The sequence below is a fragment of the Martinezella miluonensis genome (genome assembly GCF_900094545.1).
Lineage (GTDB): Bacteria > Pseudomonadota > Alphaproteobacteria > Rhizobiales > Rhizobiaceae > Rhizobium > Rhizobium miluonense.
This window is the reverse complement of record NZ_FMAH01000020.1, coordinates 89,515-106,606: the sequence shown is the minus strand read 5'-3', so window position 1 is coordinate 106,606 and position 17,092 is coordinate 89,515. Positions and strand designations below refer to the sequence as shown.

Below are 17,092 nucleotides of genomic sequence, written 5' to 3'. Positions count from 1 at the left end.
GACTCGATCCAGTCGGGCGTCGGCAAGCTGGTTGACGCCAACATGGAACAGGAATCGAGCAAGCTGTCGGCTCTGCAGACGCAGCAGCAGCTCGCCGTCCAGTCGCTCTCGATCGCCAACTCCTCGAGCCAGTCGATCCTGTCGCTGTTCCGCGGCTAATAGGAAGCGTCGGCGTCCACCGCCGGCTGAAATACGCAATGACGACTTCACCGCGCCCTCCCTGGAAGGCGCGGTTTTCTTTTTTATTGGCCAATTACGTACCGCCAAAGATGATGTCGTCGGCCGCGCTCGCCGGATCTGATGTGGTCTGATTTTGTTAACTTTTGTGGCGGCATTAACCTTTTATTAACGCTATTGCTGTCAGTTGCAGCTAACGCAACGGTTGGTTAACCACTCCTAAGAGCCGGTTAACAAGCATGAGGCTGATCTCCGTTCCCGGCCACAGACCGGAATGTCCCTTCCAATTTCAGCCACAAGGGGCACCTTCAATGACCAGCATCCTGACCAACGTCGCGGCTATGTCCGCGCTCCAGACCCTGCGCTCGATCAATAACAATCTGCAGGATACCCAAAGCCGCGTTTCCTCCGGCTATCGTGTTGCCAAGGCATCCGACAACGCTGCCTATTGGTCGATCGCGACCTCCATGCGTTCCGACAACAGCGCGCTGTCCGCGGTGTCCGATGCGCTGGGTCTGGGTGCCGCCAAAGTCGACACCGCCTATACGGCGATGAGCACTGCCCTCACCGTCGTCGGGCAAATCAAGGACAAGCTCGTCGCAGCGACCGAAAACAGCGTCTCCAAGGGGGACGTGCAGCAGGAGATCTCGCAGCTTCAGCAGCAATTGGAAAGCATTGCCCAATCGGCCTCCTTCTCCGGTCAGAACTGGATGTATGCAGCCAATGGCGCCTCGGCCTCCGTCGTTTCCTCCTTCGTTCGCAACAACAACGGCACGGTTTCCGTCAACAGCACCAGCTACAGCTTCGATACCGGCTCCCATGGCAACGTCATGTTCGGCGCAAAGCCCAGCGGCGCGCTCGATACCAGTTCCGGCATTCTCGGCAGCAAGCAGACGATCGGTAGCAACTCCTATTCCGTCTTCAGCCTCGACATCACCAACATGACCAACGGCGATATCGGCAAGGCGATGAATCTCGTCCAGGGCGCGCTCAACTCCATGACGAGTACGTCTTCTCAGCTTGGCTCGCTCTCGACGCGTATCGACCTGCAGACCAACTTCGTCTCCACGCTGCGCGATACGATCGATTCGGGTGTCGGCAAGCTCGTCGATGCGAATATGGAACAGGAGTCGAGCAAGCTGTCGGCACTACAGACGCAGCAGCAGCTGGCAATCCAGTCGCTGCAGATTGCCAACACGAGCGCACAGAACGTGCTGTCGCTGTTCAAAGCTTGATCGGAGCTTGCGTTAAGATAGCGCGGCGGCATTTCTCTCTTGTCGTCGCGCCCAGGCTTTTGTTAACCTTACCGATAACTGATTTGTAGTTTTTGCGCAGGAGCTGGCTCCCGACTTTCCGCAAAGCGGGAACTGCATCTTGTTTTAGCGACGGGCCGCGCTGGGATATTTATTTCCCGCTGGTGGGCATGAGGCCAATCGTTGCTGCCGGATTTGCCCGGTTTGCCAATCCCAATGGAATTACGGATTTTTTAGATGAGCAATGTGACGGCGAATGCGGCCACGTCTGCGGCGTTGATCGTGCTGCGTGGAATCAACAAAGACCTCGGCGTCGCGCAGCAGCAGGTCTCATCCGGCTTCCGCGTCCAGAATGCGAGCGACAGCCCCACCTACTGGTCGATGGCGAACACCATGCGCTCGGACCAGAGCAGCCTTTCCACCATCAACGATGCGCTTGGCCTTGGTTCCTCCAAGGTCGATACCGCGTCGACCGCGATGGATTCGGTCGTCAGCCTGCTGACCAAGATCCAGTCCAAGCTCGTTTCGGCAAGTGAAGCGGGCACGAACAAGGATGCGGTCAACTCCGATATCCAGCAGCTCAAGGACCAGTTGCAGGCGGTCACGCAGTCGGCAGCCTTTTCCAGCGAAAACTGGCTCTACAACACCGGCGAGCAGCCCAGCACGCAACAGTCCGTGATCAGCAACTTCACCCGCGGCGCAGGTGGCCAGATAAGCCTCACGACCATCGGCTATGACAGCTCCCAGACCCTGATGATCGATACCTTCGATCCCAGCCGGGGATTGTTGACGAAGAATGTCGACGCAAGCGCGCTCGGCGCATCCGGCAGCAGCTCGACGCCTCGCAACTATTATCTTCTGGCTGCCGATGCCGGCACGCCGCCGGCCGGCGGCACGGAAATCGCCATCTCCAGCACCACGACGGACGCCCAGCTTACGGACATGCTCAATGTCACGAACTCGCTTCTGAAGTCGGCGACCACGGCGGCTTCGACGCTGGGCATGATGAAGTCTAATATCGACGACCAGTCGAACTACATTTCCAAGCTCAGCGACACCATCAAAAGCAGTGTCGGCGATCTCGTCGATACGAATATGGAAGAAGCGTCCGTGCGGCAGTCCGCGCTGCAGACGGCGCAGCAGATGGGCGTTCAGGCATTGTCGATCGCCAACAGCATGGCGAGCAAGGTGTTGATTATCCTTCAGTCGAAGTGATGTCGGGCGGCATTGCCGATCCGGCCGTGCCGCCCCGCATTCATCCTCGCACAAGTTTGACTGCCTACGGTCCAGCGCAGTGGCATGGTTGCGCCGTTTGCCGGAGATAGTCGTCATCTCCGCAGAGCGCTGCCAGAGGACGGAAACCGGAAGCGTGATGATCGACGTTTTGAGAATGGGAAATGATCGGCCCTCTTGTGGCATCTACCGCCAGCGTCCTACCGACGCAAACGAGGAGATGCGCGCTTGAGCTTGACACTATCCCGATATCTCAAGGATTTCAGCGCCGAACAGACCCCGCCCGCCGACTTCTCGGACACGGTCTTTGCGGAGCCGGCGGAATTTCCTGAGCCCGCCTTGGAGCCGCCGGTCGATGTCGAGGCCGAGCGTCGCGCCGCCTATGCGGAAGGGCATGAAGCGGCGACGCAGGATTTGTCCCAAAAGCATCAGGCAGAGCTCGATGCCGTGACCGCTTCCTTCCGCGCCGAAATGGATGCTCTTCGGGCGCAGTACGAAGAGCAGGCGGCACAGAAGATCGCTGCAGATTTGGCCCGCATCGCAACGACGCTTGGCCAGGCAATCAGCGCGGACGCCGCAGCAGTCCTTGCGCCGGTCATGACTGAAACCCTGACGACGAAGGCTGTCGCCGACCTCTCCGACTTAGTCAGGACGGCAATTCTGGATGGCAGCGCCGGCCCGGTCTCGGTGAGCGGTCCGCGCCATCTCTTCGAGGCCCTTGAAGCCCATCTTGGTGAAGAGGCTGCTTTCCTGCGCCACGTCGAGGTTGAGGATGTCGATCTCACTGTCACGATCGGTGAAAGCGTTCTTGTGACCCGCATGTCTGCCTGGGCTGCGGGCCTGAAAGAGATTCTGAAATGAGCGACGGCGATCAAAATCAAGCAAAGCATGAGATCATCATCGTCAAGCGCCACGGCGGCGGCGATCACGAAGGCGGCCATGGTGGTGCGTGGAAGATCGCCTATGCCGACTTCATGACCGCCATGATGGCCTTCTTCCTCGTCATGTGGCTGGTCAATGCCGCCAACGAGGAGACGAAGGCCTCGGTCGCTTCCTATTTCAATCCGATCAAGCTCGCCGACGAGAAGCCGACCGAGAAGGGGCTCAAGAAGCCTGTCGATCAGGCTCAGGGCGAAAAGAACCAGCAGAAGTCGGACAAGCCGCAGGACAGGCCCAATGACGGCAAGTCGGCCAAGACCGGCGAGGATCTGACGTCGACATCCGGCGATCAGACGAATTATTCCGAAGCCGATTTCTTCGAGAATCCCTACTCGGTTCTGGCCGAAATCGCACAGGAAGTCGGCCAGCAAGCCAATGTCAGCGCCAAGGGCGAGGGCGGTGCTGCGCAGTCCGGCCCGGCGACGGGTGCCGAAGGCGGTCAGGCCTATCGCGATCCCTTCGATCCGGATTTCTGGACCAAGCAGGTTCACGTTTCCAGCGCGTCGAAGATGGCGAACGAGGAACAGTCCGCCAAGTCGGATCAGTCACCCAAGGGGGAGGTTATCGCCCTGTCCAAGGCGACTGCTGCAGACAGCGGCCAGCCGGCGACGCAGCCGCAGACCCCGGAACAGCAGCCGACCCTGAGCGAGCAACAGGCTACCGGACAGCAGGCCATCGGCAAGCAGCAAGGCAAGCAAGCACAGCAGCAGGTCGCGAGCGCAACCGAACAAGGCACTGCCTCGAGCTTCCAGGATAATGCCGCCGCCTCCCAGGCCAAGGACACCCCGCCGACGAAAGCCCAGCAGCAGGAAGCCAAGGAACTGCAGCAGGAAATCCAGTCGCAGATCGGCGGCATCGCGGGCCAGCTGGCGGAGGGTCTTCAGGTAACGTCCGTCGAGGGCGGTTTGCTGGTAACGATTTCCGATCAGAGCAACGACCCGATGTTCAACATCGGCTCTGCCGTGCCGCGCCGGGAAATGGTGCTGGCGATGGAAAAGATCGGCAAGGTTCTGGCGGAGCGCAAGGGAGCAATCCTGGTCCGCGGCCATACCGACGGACGCCCCTATATGGTCGGCGGCCGCAATGACAACTGGCGTCTGTCGCTCGACCGCGCCCAGAGCGCCTACTACATGCTGACCAGTGGCGGCTTGGATGAAAAGCGGATCGCGCAGGTTTCCGGATTTGCAGACCGGCGGCTGAAGCTGCCCGATGATCCCTTCAACGACGCTAATCGCCGCATCGAGATTCTGATCGTCAGTCCGTCGAGCCAGGCTACGAAGGACCCCGTGAAGCCCACTACCCAGACCCCGGCCAAGCCGGCGACGGAAAAGGGCAAGCCGGGTCAAGGCAAGCAGGGATAGGTCATGGCGCGCAAACAGCATCGTCATCGTCTTGCGCTTGCGCTGACCCTCGGCATCCTCGTGCCGGGAGGCGCTCGTGCGGAGGGGCAGGACAACCTGCCGCTCTACAAGATGCTGCGCTCGCTTGAATTCGTGCAGGATTCCGTTGTTGCGGGCGATAGCTCGGCTGGAGAGATGCAACGCTTTCTGCTCGCCACCATCGATGCCCGCCTGCGCAATGCGGATAAATCCATCTTTGAAGATACCCGCAATGTCGATGCCGCACTGACCTATGCGATGAGCGGCGGCAATCCGCAAACGCTCGAATATCTGATGTCGCGCGACGTCAACGGCAATTTCGACAATCGCGTTGCCGATATTCTCCGGAAGTATCTCAACGGCAAGGGACTGCTGGTCGTCAACACGCTTGCCGATATTGCCAGGGAATACCGCGACAAGCCGATCGGCCCCTATCTTTCGCTGGTCGCCGGTAATGTCATGTCTGGCAAGAATGTCACGGCGGCGTTGAAGCTCTACGATTGGGCTCGTCTGCTGGCACCCGGCACGATCGTCGAGGAATCCGCGCTGCGACGCTCGCTTGCCCTAAGCACCGATGCGGGGCTCGTCCCGATGGGGCTCGACTATGCGCGGCGTTATACGAGACGCTTCCTGCATTCCCCCTATGCCAGCCAGTTCGCCGACCTCTTCGTTCAGCTGGCGGTGGATCACGATTCAGACATCAAGCAGCAGGACATCATCGACATCCTGTCCTTCATGGATCCGCCCAGGCAGCGGGAGATCTATCTGCGCATGGCGCGCCGCGCGGCGATCGCCGGCAAGTCCGATCTCGCAGCGCTGGCCGCCGGCCGTGCCCAGGCCATATCGAACGATGGCGGCGATGCCTTTGGCGCTTTGGCAGGCTTCTATGGCGGTGTCGCCGGCATATCGACGCCAGGTCTGGAAGCGGCGATCGACAACCTCAATCAGATGCCGGCCGGAGAATTGAACGCACGGGATCGCGCTCTGCGCGATGCTGCCAAGGCCGTCGCACAAGAGATCTTGCGAGCGCCGGATCCTGCAAGCCTCGGGCAAGGCAATGTTCCTAACCTGCCCAATCAACAGAATACTGAACACGATGCTGCTGTGACGAATCAAGGGGGAGGCCAATCTCCCACCACGGCGGGTGTTGAGCAGGGAGCCGCGGCAAAGGCAGCTCCCGCCCCGGAGAAGGGGAGGCAGGAGGCCGACTCTTCGTTCAACGCATTCGTCACAACGAACCGCTCGAAGCTCGATGCCATCGACGGTCTGTTGAAGCAGGGAAGTCATTGATCATGAACGACATCGGTGTATCCGGCGCCTCTTCCGGGGCGGATATTCTTGCTGCCGCCAAGGGCGCCCGCTCGTCAAAGCAAGACGAGGACGGCAAGGGCTTTCTCGACGCACTGACCAGCTCCCGCGGCAACGGGCGCAGATCGTCCGGCACGAATGCTGGCACTGGCAAGGCCGGGAATGCAGGTACTGCCGACAGCAGCAATACCGACAAGGACGCAGCGGCAACGAAGTCGGCCGAAAGTTCCGTGGCGAATGGTCTTGCCATCGACGAAAGCGCCACCATCGGAGCCGGAATGATCGATACGACTGCAGCCAATCTTGCAGGTCTCGCCGGTCTGCCGAAGGGGACGAAATCTCCGGAGGGGACCGATGCCCTGTCGCTGGCGAAATCATTGATGGAGCTTCAGAAGGCCGCTTCGGGCCCGGCTCCGGCGGACGCCGGTGCTGCGGCGACCGATCCGGCGGCGACCATGGCTGATACCGGCAAGGTGCCGGCACAGACCCGCGCGGCCGCTCAGCTTGCCGAGATCGTACAGCAATTGACGGAAGCGGCAACGCCAGGCGGCAAGCCGGCGCCAACTGACGGCAATGGCAAGACCCCGGTGAAGGGTGACAAGGATGCAGCCACCCCTGCTGAAGATGGTAAGGTCGCGCCTACGCAAAGTGGCCAGGCTGCGCCCACTATCTCCGACGCCTTGTCGCTCCTGAATATTCCTCAGGCCGCCGTCGCGGCGCAAGGCACACCAACAACAGCGGTCGGGCAGGCTTCTCGCGATACGAAGATCCAGGGCACGGTGCCTGCCAATGCCACGCTGAAGGACGACGCGACGGACACTATGCCGGCGCCGCAGGAAGACGGCAAGGTAACGGATACAGCGCAGACCTTTCGGTTGACGCGCGCAGACGGTCGAAACGGCGCGCTCGACATGTCGATCGCCAAGCGCGGTGACGATGCGGCAGATGTCACGGTAGGCGTTGGCACAGGCGGCGACGCACAGACCGTGACCGTCCTCGATTCCCGCCGCTACCTCGGGCTCGCTGCCAATTCCAATTCGGCGCTGGTCGCCGGTTCTTTAGCGGGTGACCGCGAGTGGTCGGCAGCCATGCAGCCGGGTTCGGCGCTTTCCAATGCTGCGAATCTCACCAGCACCGGCAAGGTCGTCAACACGCTCAAGATCCAGCTCCGCCCCGATAATCTCGGCGACGTTACCGCCACCATGCGGCTCTCCGGCGATCAGCTGAGTGTCGATCTGAAGGTGCAGACGGGCGAGGCCTACAGGCAGCTGCATGCTGATCAGAGCCGCATGGTCGATGCGCTACGGGCTCAAGGCTATCAGGTCGATCACATCACCGTCTCGCTGGCTTCCAATGCGGATCAGCCATCGGACAGCGGGCGGCAGTCCGGGTCGAACCAGTCGCAGCAGCAATCCCTGCCGAATCAGGGGCAGGGCGGTAGTGCAAATCAGCGAGGCCAGAACTACTCGGGACAGCAGGCAGGTGAAAACAATGGCAATCGCAGTTCGGGTGAGCGCGGCGTGGAAGATGGCGCCGCTGGTGGCGTTCAGCGTTCTCGCTCTGGCGCCGTTTACCTCTGAGGCATATGCCTCGGGGAATCCGGCACCGCCTGACAATGGTGCAGCCGGCCTCTGCGAGCGTGAAATCCAGTCGGCCGCAGTGAAATACGGAATACCGGAGGGAATTCTTTACTCGGTCGGCTTGACGGAGACGGGACGCAAGGGATCGCTCTATCCCTATGCCCTCAATGTCGAGGGACGGCCGATCTTCCCTCCGTCCGAGAATGCCGCTCTGCAGGTTTTTGCTGCTGCACGGCAGAACGGCGCCAAGCTTATCGACGTCGGCTGCATGCAGATAAACCAGTATTTCCACGGTGAGAATTTTACGTCCGTGGCTGCAATGTTCGACCCGCGCAGCAACGTAGAGTATGCTGCCAAGTTTCTCCGCAATCTCCATGACAGGCATGAAACCTGGACGATGGCGGTAGCAAGATACCACGCCGGACCGAACAACGACCCCGCCCAGAAGGTCTATGTTTGCCGCGTGATCGCCAATCTGGTGGCCACCGGTTATGGCAAATGGACGCCCAACGCGGCTACCTTCTGTCGGAATTAAACAACTCGCAGGTTGTATTGCCCGCCCGGTTAGCTGACGCTAACCGATGCGATGCGGTTGACTGCCACCAGTTTGCCCAAAATGTACGTGTTAACGATGAGCTAACTAACAGCTTTTTTATCGGTGTGAAATGAAGATGACCTACTAGATGTAGTGCAAATCGCACCCATATGGTTAATCAATTATTAATTCCCGCCACTCATTTCCGACAGTTGTTCGTGATTCGCCCGATTCGTACCCATAGGTCATCGAAACACCACACTGATTCGGAGGCGGACGAATGATCGTAGTGGTTGATGAGCGAGAGCTCGTTAAGGACGGATATACATCACTCTTTGGGCGCGAGGGCATCCCGTCCACGGGATTTGATCCACGCGAATTCGGCGAATGGGTCGCGACGGCTGCAGAGGGCGATATTGCTGCTGTTGAAGCGTTTTTGATCGGTCAGGGGCAGCATGTTCATGAGCTTCCCAGGGCGATTCGCGACCGGACGACTGCACCCGTCATCGCCGTCAGCGATCAACCTTCGCTGGAATCGACGCTTGCACTCTTTGATTGCGGCGTGGACGATGTCGTGCGCAAGCCCGTACATCCTCGCGAGATCCTGGCACGGGCCGCGGCGATCCGCCGGCGGCTCAAGGCTATCAACAACTATACGGATATCGGACCGATTCGCGTCTTTGCTGACGGTCGCGATCCGGAGATCAATGGCGAGATTTTTGCGCTGCCGCGACGGGAGCGCCGCATCCTGGAATATTTGATCGCCAACCGCGGCCGCCGGGTGACGAAGACGCAGATCTTCAACGCCATCTACGGCATTTTCGACGAAGAAGTCGAAGAAAACGTCGTCGAAAGCCATATTTCGAAGCTGCGCAAGAAGCTGCGCAAGAAGCTCGGCTTCGACCCCGTCGATTCCAAGCGCTTCCTCGGCTATTGCATCGACTGGGACTGAGCTTTCCAGTCGGCTCCTAGCCTACAGAATTCGGCCATAAGCCCGGGAATCCAGCGATTCCCGGGCTTCTTATTTGCGAAGATGCGCAGCAGTAGCCGGTACCTTATGGTGCGTTGTTCCTTACCGTCTCCCACCTCGTCAGCGTTGCGCGAGGGTCTCAAGTGGCACTCTGCGGGGTGATTTCAAGATGATCGGTCTTTTGTCCTCTCAGACAGCTTCACGCAAGGCCCGCCACCTACTCTCAGTCACATGAAGGATAACAAGGATTCCAGATGAGGAATTTCGGCAGCATGAGGACTGTGATTGCGGAAGGGGATGTGCAGACGATTCGTCTGGGCGCCATTTCCAACATCGCCGCGCATGCGAAGCCGGCTCATCGTGCAGTCCTCGCATTCCAGAGTGCTTGCAGACGGTCGTTTCGGCTCCAATCCGGTGCTTTGGCGGGCGATGCAAACGACAATCCGTTCAACTCCGCCGGCCTCATTCTGATGGGCTATCCTGACACATCCGGCGCGCCATCGGCCGATCTGCGGCGCTAAAACGAATAGGGTATCGAGTCAGTCATGTCGCTCACAACAGCTCTCAACAACGCGCAGGCAATATTCAACAATACAGGCACGCAAAGCAGTGTCGTGTCGAACAATATCGCCAATACGAATAATTCGGATTATTCGCGTCGACAGGCGATATTGACGACCAACATGTCCGGCGCGCAGGTGGTGAAGATCGCCCGCAGCGAAGAGCCGGCATTGCAGACGGCATTTCTTGCCAACTCGTCGTCGGATTCGGCACAGCAACTGCTTCTGAAAGCCTACAGCAATCTTCAGTCTACAACGATCGGTGGCAATAGCAACGAGATTGCGCCCTCGACCTACCTGACCGCCTTCCAGACGGCGATGCAGACCTATTCGGGCTCGCCGTCCAGCACCACGGCGGCGAAAGCTGCCATCAATGCGGCTCAAAGCCTGGTCACGTCGCTGAACAATGCCACGACTGCGGTGCAGAACGCGCGCACCGATGCGGACAAGCAGATCAGCTCCGACGTCGATACGCTGAATGGCCTGCTAAAGCAGTTCAAAGACGCAAACGATGCGGTGAAATCGGCGACGACGACTGCCGGACCGACGTCGAGTGCTACCGCCGATGCGCTCGACCAGCGCGATTCGATCTTGAAGCAGATCTCGCAGATCATCGGCGTGACGGCGGTGACGCGTGGCAACAGCAACGACATGGCGCTCTACACCTCGAGCGGCACGACCCTATTCGAAACCATCCCGCGCACGGTGACGTTTCAAGCGACCGGTTCGTATACGGCCTCCACGACCGGAAATAGCGTCTACGTCGACGGTGTCGCGCTGACTGTCGGCCAGGGTGCAGCGACAACGGCGCAAGGCAGCCTTCAGGCGGCACTTCAGGTTCGCGATGATGTCGCGCCCACCTATCAGAAGCAGCTCGACGAGATTGCTCGCGGCCTGGTGACGACCTTTGCGGAATCAACGAGCTCAGCCAGCCCACCCGTAACGAAGGCGGCAGGCCTATTCACCTATCCGGGTGCGACCACATGGACCAGCGGCACCGGATTAAGCAATCCGACGATCGTGACCGGCCTGGCCGGCTCCATCACGCTCAACGCGGCTGCGGTCACAAATCCGACCCTGCTGCGCGATGGCGGCATCAATGGCACGGCTTACATCACCAATCCGAGCTACGATCCGTTGAACCCGAGCAAGCCGCTGGACGCCGGCTATTCGACGCAGCTCGATGGCCTCATCACCGCGATGAATACGAAGATGAGCTTTGATAGCCATGCCGGTTCTGATACAAATGCAACCCTCATGAGCTACTCGGCCAGCTCTGTCGGCTGGCTCGAAGGCCAGCGCAGCACGGCAACGACAGCAGCGGAAAATACATCCGCAGCTCTGTCGCGTTCCTCGGGCGCCTATTCGAATGCAACCGGCGTCAGCCTCGACGAAGAGCTGAAGCTGATGATGGATATCGAACAGTCTTACAAGGCTGGAACCAAGATATTGAATGCAGTCAATGCGATGCTTCAATCGGTATTGGATATTGCGAGCTAAGCCATGAAACTTTCTTTCATTTCGAGCCAAGCCATTCAGAACGCCATGCGCCAGACGATCCGTCAGGCGCGCAATGAGATGACCGATGCCTCGACGGAGGCGACCACCGGCGTTTATGCCGACATCGGTGTCGCGCTGGGCAGCAACACCTCCCTCAGCGTCAACCTGGGGAGAGAAGTCTCGCGCATCGATTCCATTCTGGGCAGCAACTCGATTGCGAACCAGCGGATGACTTCGTCGCAGACGGCTCTGACCGGCATGAGCTCGCAGGCACAGAAGCTCATGGATCAGTTGGTGGCATTGCGCGGCAACACCGACAGCAACAGCATCGCTCTGAGCCAGCAGCTCGCCACATCGACCTTGTCGAGCGTCGTTGCCTCGGCCAACGTTATGGTCAATGGCGAATATCTTTTCGCCGGCACCAACACCGACGTGCAGCCGATGACCGACAAGTCGGCTACGACGAATACAGCGATCAAAAACGCGCTGGCGACGTACGCTACGACCAAAGGTGTGACCGTCGACAAGCTCTCCGGAGCCCAGATCAAGGATTTCATCACCACCACCGTCGAGCCGATGTTCACGACCGATGCTAATTGGGCGAGCTGGTCGAGCGCATCGGACCAGAACATGACGAGCCGGATCAGCAATACGGATGTCGTCGAAACCTCGACCAATTCGAATTCGGCCGGCATGCGCTATCTGGCGCTCGCCACAAGCGTCACCAACGCTCTGATGAGCACGACGCCGGCTCTGAGCCAGGATGCAATGAGCGCGGTTGCCGACCAGGCCATCAGCTACTCGCGCCAGGCAATTGACGGATTGAACAATCAGGCAAGCCAGCTCGGCCTCTCGCAAGCGCGCCTGTCTGACGCGAATACGTCGCTGAACGCGCAGAAGACCATTCTCACTACCAACATAGGCGACTTGACGGGTGTGGATCCCTATGAGGCTTCCACCAAGGTCAGTAACCTCCAGACACAGCTTCAGACCGCCTACACCATTGTCTCCAAGATCCAGCAGTTAAGTCTCGTAAATTACCTTTGATGATCAAAGGGAAGGAATGACCAGGAAGGATGCATGAATGTATCAGTTCTCATATGCGGAAGTCATGCAGGATGCAGTGGCCGACGCCAAGGAGCGAGAACGACAAGTTCTGGACCGGTCGATAAATCTTCTTTCTGCGGCCCGTGATGCGGAGAAGTACGGCCGCGAAACGATCGAAGCTCTCTATTATACGCGGCGCGTATGGGTGAGCTTCGTCGAGGACCTCAAAAGTCCGGAGAACCAGCTCAATGTCGAACTGCGTGCCAACCTAATCTCGATCGGCATCTGGATTCTGAAGGAGTGCGATCGGATCCAGCGGCGCCAGTCGGTAAATTATCAAGGCATCATAGATGTCACCACCATCATCAGGGATGGACTTAAATGAAAAGTACGCTTCGTATATCGCTCAAAGCCGGGGAAAAGATCTTTATCAACGGGGCCGTTCTGCGCGTCGATCGCAAGGTTGCTCTGGAGTTCCTGAATGATGTGACATTCCTGCTTGAGAACCATGTGCTCCAGCCCGAGGATGCAACGACTCCGCTGCGCCAGCTTTATTTCATCGCGCAGATGATCCTCATCAATCCGGAGGGCAAGGATCAGTCGACGGCGATGTTCCGCAAGTCGATCGTCATGCTGCTGTCGTGCTTCAACAATGAGGAAGTGCTGGCCGAGCTGAAGCGCATCGATGGCCTCGTCGCCACCGGCCGCGCCTTCGACGCGCTGAAGGCGATCCGCGGGCTCTATCCGGTCGAGGACAATATTCTGAACAATCAGGAAATGCCGGCGGCCACGATCGAGCATATCCGCCGGGAGATCGCTCCATGGCAGCGGTAAACGCCGTTACCGGCGCGAACGGCAGCTCTTCGAGCAACTCCTCGAACACAGCCGCAACTGCCGCCACAAGCGCTACCCTGAACTATAATAACTTCCTGCAGCTTCTCATCGCGCAGATGAAGAACCAGGATCCGACGAGCCCGATGGACGCCAGCCAGCAGATCTCTCAGCTGGCGAGCTTCTCCCAGGTCGAGCAGCAGATCCAGACGAATTCGCATCTGCAAACGGTGCTGCAGAACCAGTGGATCTCGCAGGCGTCCGATTATATCGGCAAGCAGATCATGAGTGCCGACGGCAAGACGACGGGTACCATCAAGGAAGTAACCGTCTATACGGACGGTGTCATCGCCCAGACCAATGCCGGCGACAAGATCCTGATCCAGGCCGGCGTAACGATCGCTCCTGCGGGCACGACCATTGATACGCCGCCCGCTTCGACGGATACTAGCAGCAGCGATTCGTCGAACACGGGTTCGACCGGCAGCTAATGAGTAGCCGCTGAACAAGGGATGACGTGCCATGAATGAAGCCGATGCGTTGGATATCTTCCAGGCGGCGATCTGGACGGTGCTTGTGGCTTCCGGTCCGGCGGTTCTTGCCGCCATGGTCGTTGGTCTGGTAATTGCCTTGATCCAGGCATTGACGCAGGTGCAGGAAGCGACATTGACCTTCGTGCCGAAGATCGTTGCCGTCATGGTGACGATCGGCGTCACGGCTCCCTTCGTCGGTTCGCAGATTTCGATCTTCACCAATCTCGTCTTCTCGCGAATCCAGTCAGGGTTCTAAACATCAGATCCGATGGCCGAAACGGCTTTCGGATCACGCGCTTTGCCGGCATAAGCCATTCTCGCGCAAGCTTCGCCTTCTAAAGATCGGTTCGAATAGGGCAGGCGGGTCAGCCGTTTGCCTCCTCTCATGAAGAGACGGAAACCGGTCGATGGCACAACCACCCGCACTAGCACTCCCAAAAGCTAATCCTAGCGTCCGTGATATCGGGTTCGCCCTCGGTATCATGGTCATCCTTTGCGTGCTGTTTCTGCCGATCCCGGCGTTTCTGATCGACCTCGGACTTGCCTTTTCGATCGCGCTTTCGGTGCTGATCCTCATGGTAGCGTTGTGGATCAAGAAGCCGCTGGAATTCTCGTCCTTCCCGACGATCCTGCTGATCGCCACGATGACTCGTCTGGCGTTGAATATCGCGACGACGCGCGTCATCCTCTCGCACGGCTATGAAGGGCATAATGCTGCCGGTGGCGTCATCGCCGGCTTTGCCAGCCTGGTGATGTCGGGCGATTTCGTCATCGGTCTGATCGTCTTCATGATCCTCATTACCATCAACTTCATCGTCATTACCAAGGGTGCGACGCGTATCGCCGAAGTCGGCGCCCGTTTCACCTTGGATGCCATCCCCGGCAAGCAGATGGCGATCGACGCCGATCTGTCGGCCGGCCTGATCGATGAGAAGGAAGCACAGCGCCGGCGCCGCGAGCTTGAAGAGGAAAGCTCCTTTTTCGGCGCGATGGACGGTGCTTCGAAATTCGTGCGTGGCGATGCGGTCGCTGGCCTTTTGATCACCTGCATCAATATTTTCGGCGGCATTATCATCGGCTATTTCCGCCACGGCATGCCGATCGGTCAGGCAGCGGATGTCTTCGTCAAGCTCTCCGTCGGCGATGGTCTGGTTTCGCAGATGCCGGCGCTTGTCGTGTCTCTCGCAGCCGGCCTCCTCGTTTCGCGCGGCGGTACGGCCGGCTCCACCGACCAGGCTGTCATCAATCAGCTGAGCGGCTATCCGCGCGCGCTTGCCGTCTCGGCCGTCCTGATGGGCATTCTCGCCGTGATGCCCGGCATGCCTTTCCTGCCTTTCGTGTTCCTTGGCGGCCTGCTGGCTTCCGGCGCTTGGTTCATTCCGCGCCAGATCGAAGCCGAAAACAAGCTTCGCCGTGATGCCGAAGAGCAGAAGGTGATGCAGACGAAGGAGATGGAGAAGGATTCGGTCAAGTCCGTTCTGAAAACGGCCGAGATCGAGCTGGCCCTCGGCAAGATCGTCTCCACCCGCCTGCTTGGCGCCCACCAGGAGCTCGCCTTCCGCGTCGGCAAGATGCGCAAGAAGTTCGCAACGCAGTATGGTTTCGTCGTGCCGGAGATCAAGGTGGTCGACGACATGGCCATTGCCGACAAGTCCTATCAGATCCGCATCCACGGCACGACGATCGCCTCCAACATGCTGCGCGTCGGCGAAGTACTTGTGGTCACCGGCTCTGGCCGCAGGCCGACCGTTCCGGGCGACGAGATTCGCGAACCCGCTTTCGGCATGCCTGCTGTCTCCGTCCTCGAAGCGTTCGTCGACGATCTGAAGCGCGAAGGCTTCCAGCCGATCGACAACGTCTCCGTCGTGCTTACCCATATGAGCGAGGTTATCCGCAACAACCTGCCGGCGCTTCTCTCCTATAAGGACGTGAAGATCCTGATCGAGCGGCTCGACCCGGAATATAAGAAGCTGGCAGACGAAATCTGCTCCTCACATATGTCCTATTCTGGCCTGCAGGCCGTGCTCAAGCTCCTGCTTGCCGAGCGCGTATCTATCCGCAACCTGCATCTCATTCTCGAAGCTGTGGCCGAACTTGCGCCGCATGTGCGCAAGACCGAGCAGATCGTCGAGCATGTGCGCGTGCGCATGGCCCAGCAGCTCTGCGGCGATCTGGCCGACAATGGCGTGCTGCGTGTCCTGCGCCTCGGCAGCAAATGGGATCTGGTCTTCCATCAGGCGCTGAAGCGCGACCAGAAGGGTGAAATCGTCGAATTCGACATCGACCCGCGCAGCCTCGAAGAGTTCAGCGAGCAGGCAGGCAAAGTTATCCGTGAATACATGGACAGAGGCATGCCCTTCGTTCTTGTCACGTCGCCGGAAACGCGCTCCTATGTGCGCATGATCATCGAACGCCTGTTCGCGACGCTTCCGGTTTTGTCGCATGTGGAGTTGGCCAAGGGGATCGAGATCAAGATTCTAGGTTCGATTTCATGATAACTGACCCCCAGGGGACCATTCTGGCGCTGTTCGTCGCCTTCTGCCGCATCGGCGGCTGCATAATGGTACTCCCGGGGTTCTCGTCGGGCCGCGTGCCGACGCAGATAAGGCTGCTTCTCGCCGCGGCCCTGTCGATGGCCATTCTGCCGCTGCTCTGGAACACGATCTACCCGGCGGTGGCGAACAGCGGCGCAAGCTATATCGTCTTGATCTTCACGGAGACGATCATCGGCCTGATGTACGGCATGATGGCCCGGATCTATACGCTGGGCTTGCAGTTTGCCGGCACGGCCATCTCGATGCTGATCGGCTTCAACGCGCCGGCCGGTGCGGATTTCATCGAAGATTCAAGCGAGACTTCGTTGACCAGCTTCATCAGCTTTTGCGGGCTGATGGTTCTCTTCATCCTGGATTTTCATCATTATGTTCTCCAGGCTCTGGTCGATTCCTATTCCGTCATCCCCTTTGGCGGCCATATCGAGCCGCGCGCCGCGCTGATTTCGATCACGGATACGCTGGCAACCACCTTCTTCATCATGTTGCGGTTGTCGAGCCCGTTTCTGCTTTACGGTCTGATGTTCCAGATTTCGATCGGCTTCATCAACAAGCTGGCGCCGCAAATTCCGATCTATTTCATCTCCACGCCGTACCTTTTGATGGGTGGCTTGTTCATGCTCTATTGGAGTATAGCGGCGGTGATCAATCAATTCTCCAATGCGTTCCTCACCGTCTTCAACGGGCATTAGTCC

The 17,092-nt window shown here is 59.0% G+C and carries 18 protein-coding genes; all 18 read left to right on the top strand.

What is annotated here, in order from left to right; all coding sequences use genetic code 11:
- On the top strand, positions 1–159 hold a 159-nt coding region (locus tag GA0061102_RS17355; protein WP_280949828.1), incomplete at its 5' end, for a flagellin.
- A gap of 329 nt (positions 160–488) precedes the next feature.
- Complete coding sequence (locus tag GA0061102_RS17350) at positions 489–1,412, top strand: flagellin N-terminal helical domain-containing protein (RefSeq protein ID WP_092851355.1); 924 nt, start codon at positions 489–491, stop codon at positions 1,410–1,412.
- A 255-nt stretch (positions 1,413–1,667) separates the two neighbouring features.
- A complete protein-coding gene (locus GA0061102_RS17345; protein ID WP_092851353.1) occupies positions 1,668–2,645 on the top strand; it encodes a flagellin N-terminal helical domain-containing protein in 978 nt (325 codons plus the stop codon).
- Positions 2,646–2,891: 246 nt separating this feature from the next.
- Positions 2,892–3,524, top strand: coding sequence for a FliH/SctL family protein (locus GA0061102_RS17340; protein WP_092851349.1), 633 nt, complete (start codon positions 2,892–2,894; stop codon positions 3,522–3,524).
- Positions 3,521–4,963 carry a MotB family protein gene (locus tag GA0061102_RS17335; RefSeq protein ID WP_092851344.1) on the top strand — a complete coding sequence of 481 codons (1,443 nt, stop codon included), beginning with the start codon at positions 3,521–3,523 and terminating at the stop codon, positions 4,961–4,963. Before GA0061102_RS17340 ends, GA0061102_RS17335 begins: the two co-directional genes overlap by 4 nt.
- A gap of 3 nt (positions 4,964–4,966) precedes the next feature.
- Entirely contained in the window at positions 4,967–6,271 is a 1,305-nt protein-coding gene (gene motC, locus GA0061102_RS17330; protein ID WP_092851341.1) for a chemotaxis protein MotC, read from the top strand.
- Between the two features lie 2 nt (positions 6,272–6,273).
- Entirely contained in the window at positions 6,274–7,869 is a 1,596-nt protein-coding gene (locus GA0061102_RS17325; RefSeq protein ID WP_092851337.1) for a flagellar hook-length control protein FliK, read from the top strand.
- Positions 7,817–8,404, top strand: a complete 588-nt coding sequence (locus GA0061102_RS17320; RefSeq protein ID WP_092851335.1) for a lytic transglycosylase domain-containing protein — start codon at positions 7,817–7,819, stop codon at positions 8,402–8,404. Before GA0061102_RS17325 ends, GA0061102_RS17320 begins: the two co-directional genes overlap by 53 nt.
- Before the next feature lie 280 nt (positions 8,405–8,684).
- Positions 8,685–9,356, top strand: coding sequence for a transcriptional activator Rem (gene rem, locus GA0061102_RS17315; protein ID WP_092851334.1), 672 nt, complete (start codon positions 8,685–8,687; stop codon positions 9,354–9,356).
- Positions 9,357–9,646: 290 nt separating this feature from the next.
- Entirely contained in the window at positions 9,647–9,895 is a 249-nt protein-coding gene (locus tag GA0061102_RS17310) for a hypothetical protein (protein WP_139115069.1), read from the top strand.
- A gap of 24 nt (positions 9,896–9,919) precedes the next feature.
- Positions 9,920–11,434 (top strand): flagellar hook-associated protein FlgK, encoded by a 1,515-nt coding sequence (gene flgK, locus GA0061102_RS17305; protein WP_092851329.1) that lies wholly within the window; start codon positions 9,920–9,922, stop codon positions 11,432–11,434.
- 3 nt (positions 11,435–11,437) lie between these two features.
- On the top strand, positions 11,438–12,481 hold the full coding sequence (locus GA0061102_RS17300) for a flagellar hook-associated family protein (RefSeq protein ID WP_092851327.1): 1,044 nt from the start codon (positions 11,438–11,440) through the stop codon (positions 12,479–12,481).
- 37 nt (positions 12,482–12,518) lie between these two features.
- Positions 12,519–12,866, top strand: a complete 348-nt coding sequence (gene flaF, locus GA0061102_RS17295) for a flagellar biosynthesis regulator FlaF (protein ID WP_004114928.1) — start codon at positions 12,519–12,521, stop codon at positions 12,864–12,866.
- Positions 12,863–13,315 (top strand): flagellar biosynthesis repressor FlbT, encoded by a 453-nt coding sequence (flbT, locus tag GA0061102_RS17290; protein ID WP_092851325.1) that lies wholly within the window; start codon positions 12,863–12,865, stop codon positions 13,313–13,315. The genes flaF and flbT overlap by 4 nt, the downstream gene beginning before the upstream one ends.
- Entirely contained in the window at positions 13,303–13,803 is a 501-nt protein-coding gene (gene flgD / locus GA0061102_RS17285; protein ID WP_092851322.1) for a flagellar hook assembly protein FlgD, read from the top strand. The genes flbT and flgD overlap by 13 nt, the downstream gene beginning before the upstream one ends.
- 31 nt (positions 13,804–13,834) lie before the next feature.
- Positions 13,835–14,101 carry a flagellar biosynthesis protein FliQ gene (gene fliQ, locus GA0061102_RS17280; RefSeq protein WP_004114921.1) on the top strand — a complete coding sequence of 89 codons (267 nt, stop codon included), beginning with the start codon at positions 13,835–13,837 and terminating at the stop codon, positions 14,099–14,101.
- A gap of 151 nt (positions 14,102–14,252) precedes the next feature.
- Positions 14,253–16,340, top strand: a complete 2,088-nt coding sequence (gene flhA / locus GA0061102_RS17275) for a flagellar biosynthesis protein FlhA (RefSeq protein ID WP_092851317.1) — start codon at positions 14,253–14,255, stop codon at positions 16,338–16,340.
- Complete coding sequence (fliR, locus tag GA0061102_RS17270; protein ID WP_092851313.1) at positions 16,337–17,089, top strand: flagellar biosynthetic protein FliR; 753 nt, start codon at positions 16,337–16,339, stop codon at positions 17,087–17,089. The genes flhA and fliR overlap by 4 nt, the downstream gene beginning before the upstream one ends.
- The last annotated feature ends 3 nt before the right edge of the window (positions 17,090–17,092 follow it).

Bases quoted from the DNA above. Each gene is read 5' to 3' on its own strand.
- GA0061102_RS17325 (WP_092851337.1), top strand. From the start codon at position 6,274: ATGAACGACATCGGTGTATCCGGCGCCTCTTCCGGGGCGGATATTCTT.
- GA0061102_RS17320 (WP_092851335.1), top strand. From the start codon at position 7,817: ATGGCGCCGCTGGTGGCGTTCAGCGTTCTCGCTCTGGCGCCGTTTACC.
- fliQ (WP_004114921.1), top strand. From the start codon at position 13,835: ATGAATGAAGCCGATGCGTTGGATATCTTCCAGGCGGCGATCTGGACG.
- flhA (WP_092851317.1), top strand. From the start codon at position 14,253: ATGGCACAACCACCCGCACTAGCACTCCCAAAAGCTAATCCTAGCGTC.
- GA0061102_RS17345 (WP_092851353.1), top strand. From the start codon at position 1,668: ATGAGCAATGTGACGGCGAATGCGGCCACGTCTGCGGCGTTGATCGTG.
- GA0061102_RS17310 (WP_139115069.1), top strand. From the start codon at position 9,647: ATGAGGACTGTGATTGCGGAAGGGGATGTGCAGACGATTCGTCTGGGC.
- flaF (WP_004114928.1), top strand. From the start codon at position 12,519: ATGTATCAGTTCTCATATGCGGAAGTCATGCAGGATGCAGTGGCCGAC.
- GA0061102_RS17300 (WP_092851327.1), top strand. From the start codon at position 11,438: ATGAAACTTTCTTTCATTTCGAGCCAAGCCATTCAGAACGCCATGCGC.
- rem (WP_092851334.1), top strand. From the start codon at position 8,685: ATGATCGTAGTGGTTGATGAGCGAGAGCTCGTTAAGGACGGATATACA.
- flgK (WP_092851329.1), top strand. From the start codon at position 9,920: ATGTCGCTCACAACAGCTCTCAACAACGCGCAGGCAATATTCAACAAT.
- motC (WP_092851341.1), top strand. From the start codon at position 4,967: ATGGCGCGCAAACAGCATCGTCATCGTCTTGCGCTTGCGCTGACCCTC.
- GA0061102_RS17350 (WP_092851355.1), top strand. From the start codon at position 489: ATGACCAGCATCCTGACCAACGTCGCGGCTATGTCCGCGCTCCAGACC.
- flgD (WP_092851322.1), top strand. From the start codon at position 13,303: ATGGCAGCGGTAAACGCCGTTACCGGCGCGAACGGCAGCTCTTCGAGC.
- fliR (WP_092851313.1), top strand. From the start codon at position 16,337: ATGATAACTGACCCCCAGGGGACCATTCTGGCGCTGTTCGTCGCCTTC.
- flbT (WP_092851325.1), top strand. From the start codon at position 12,863: ATGAAAAGTACGCTTCGTATATCGCTCAAAGCCGGGGAAAAGATCTTT.
- GA0061102_RS17335 (WP_092851344.1), top strand. From the start codon at position 3,521: ATGAGCGACGGCGATCAAAATCAAGCAAAGCATGAGATCATCATCGTC.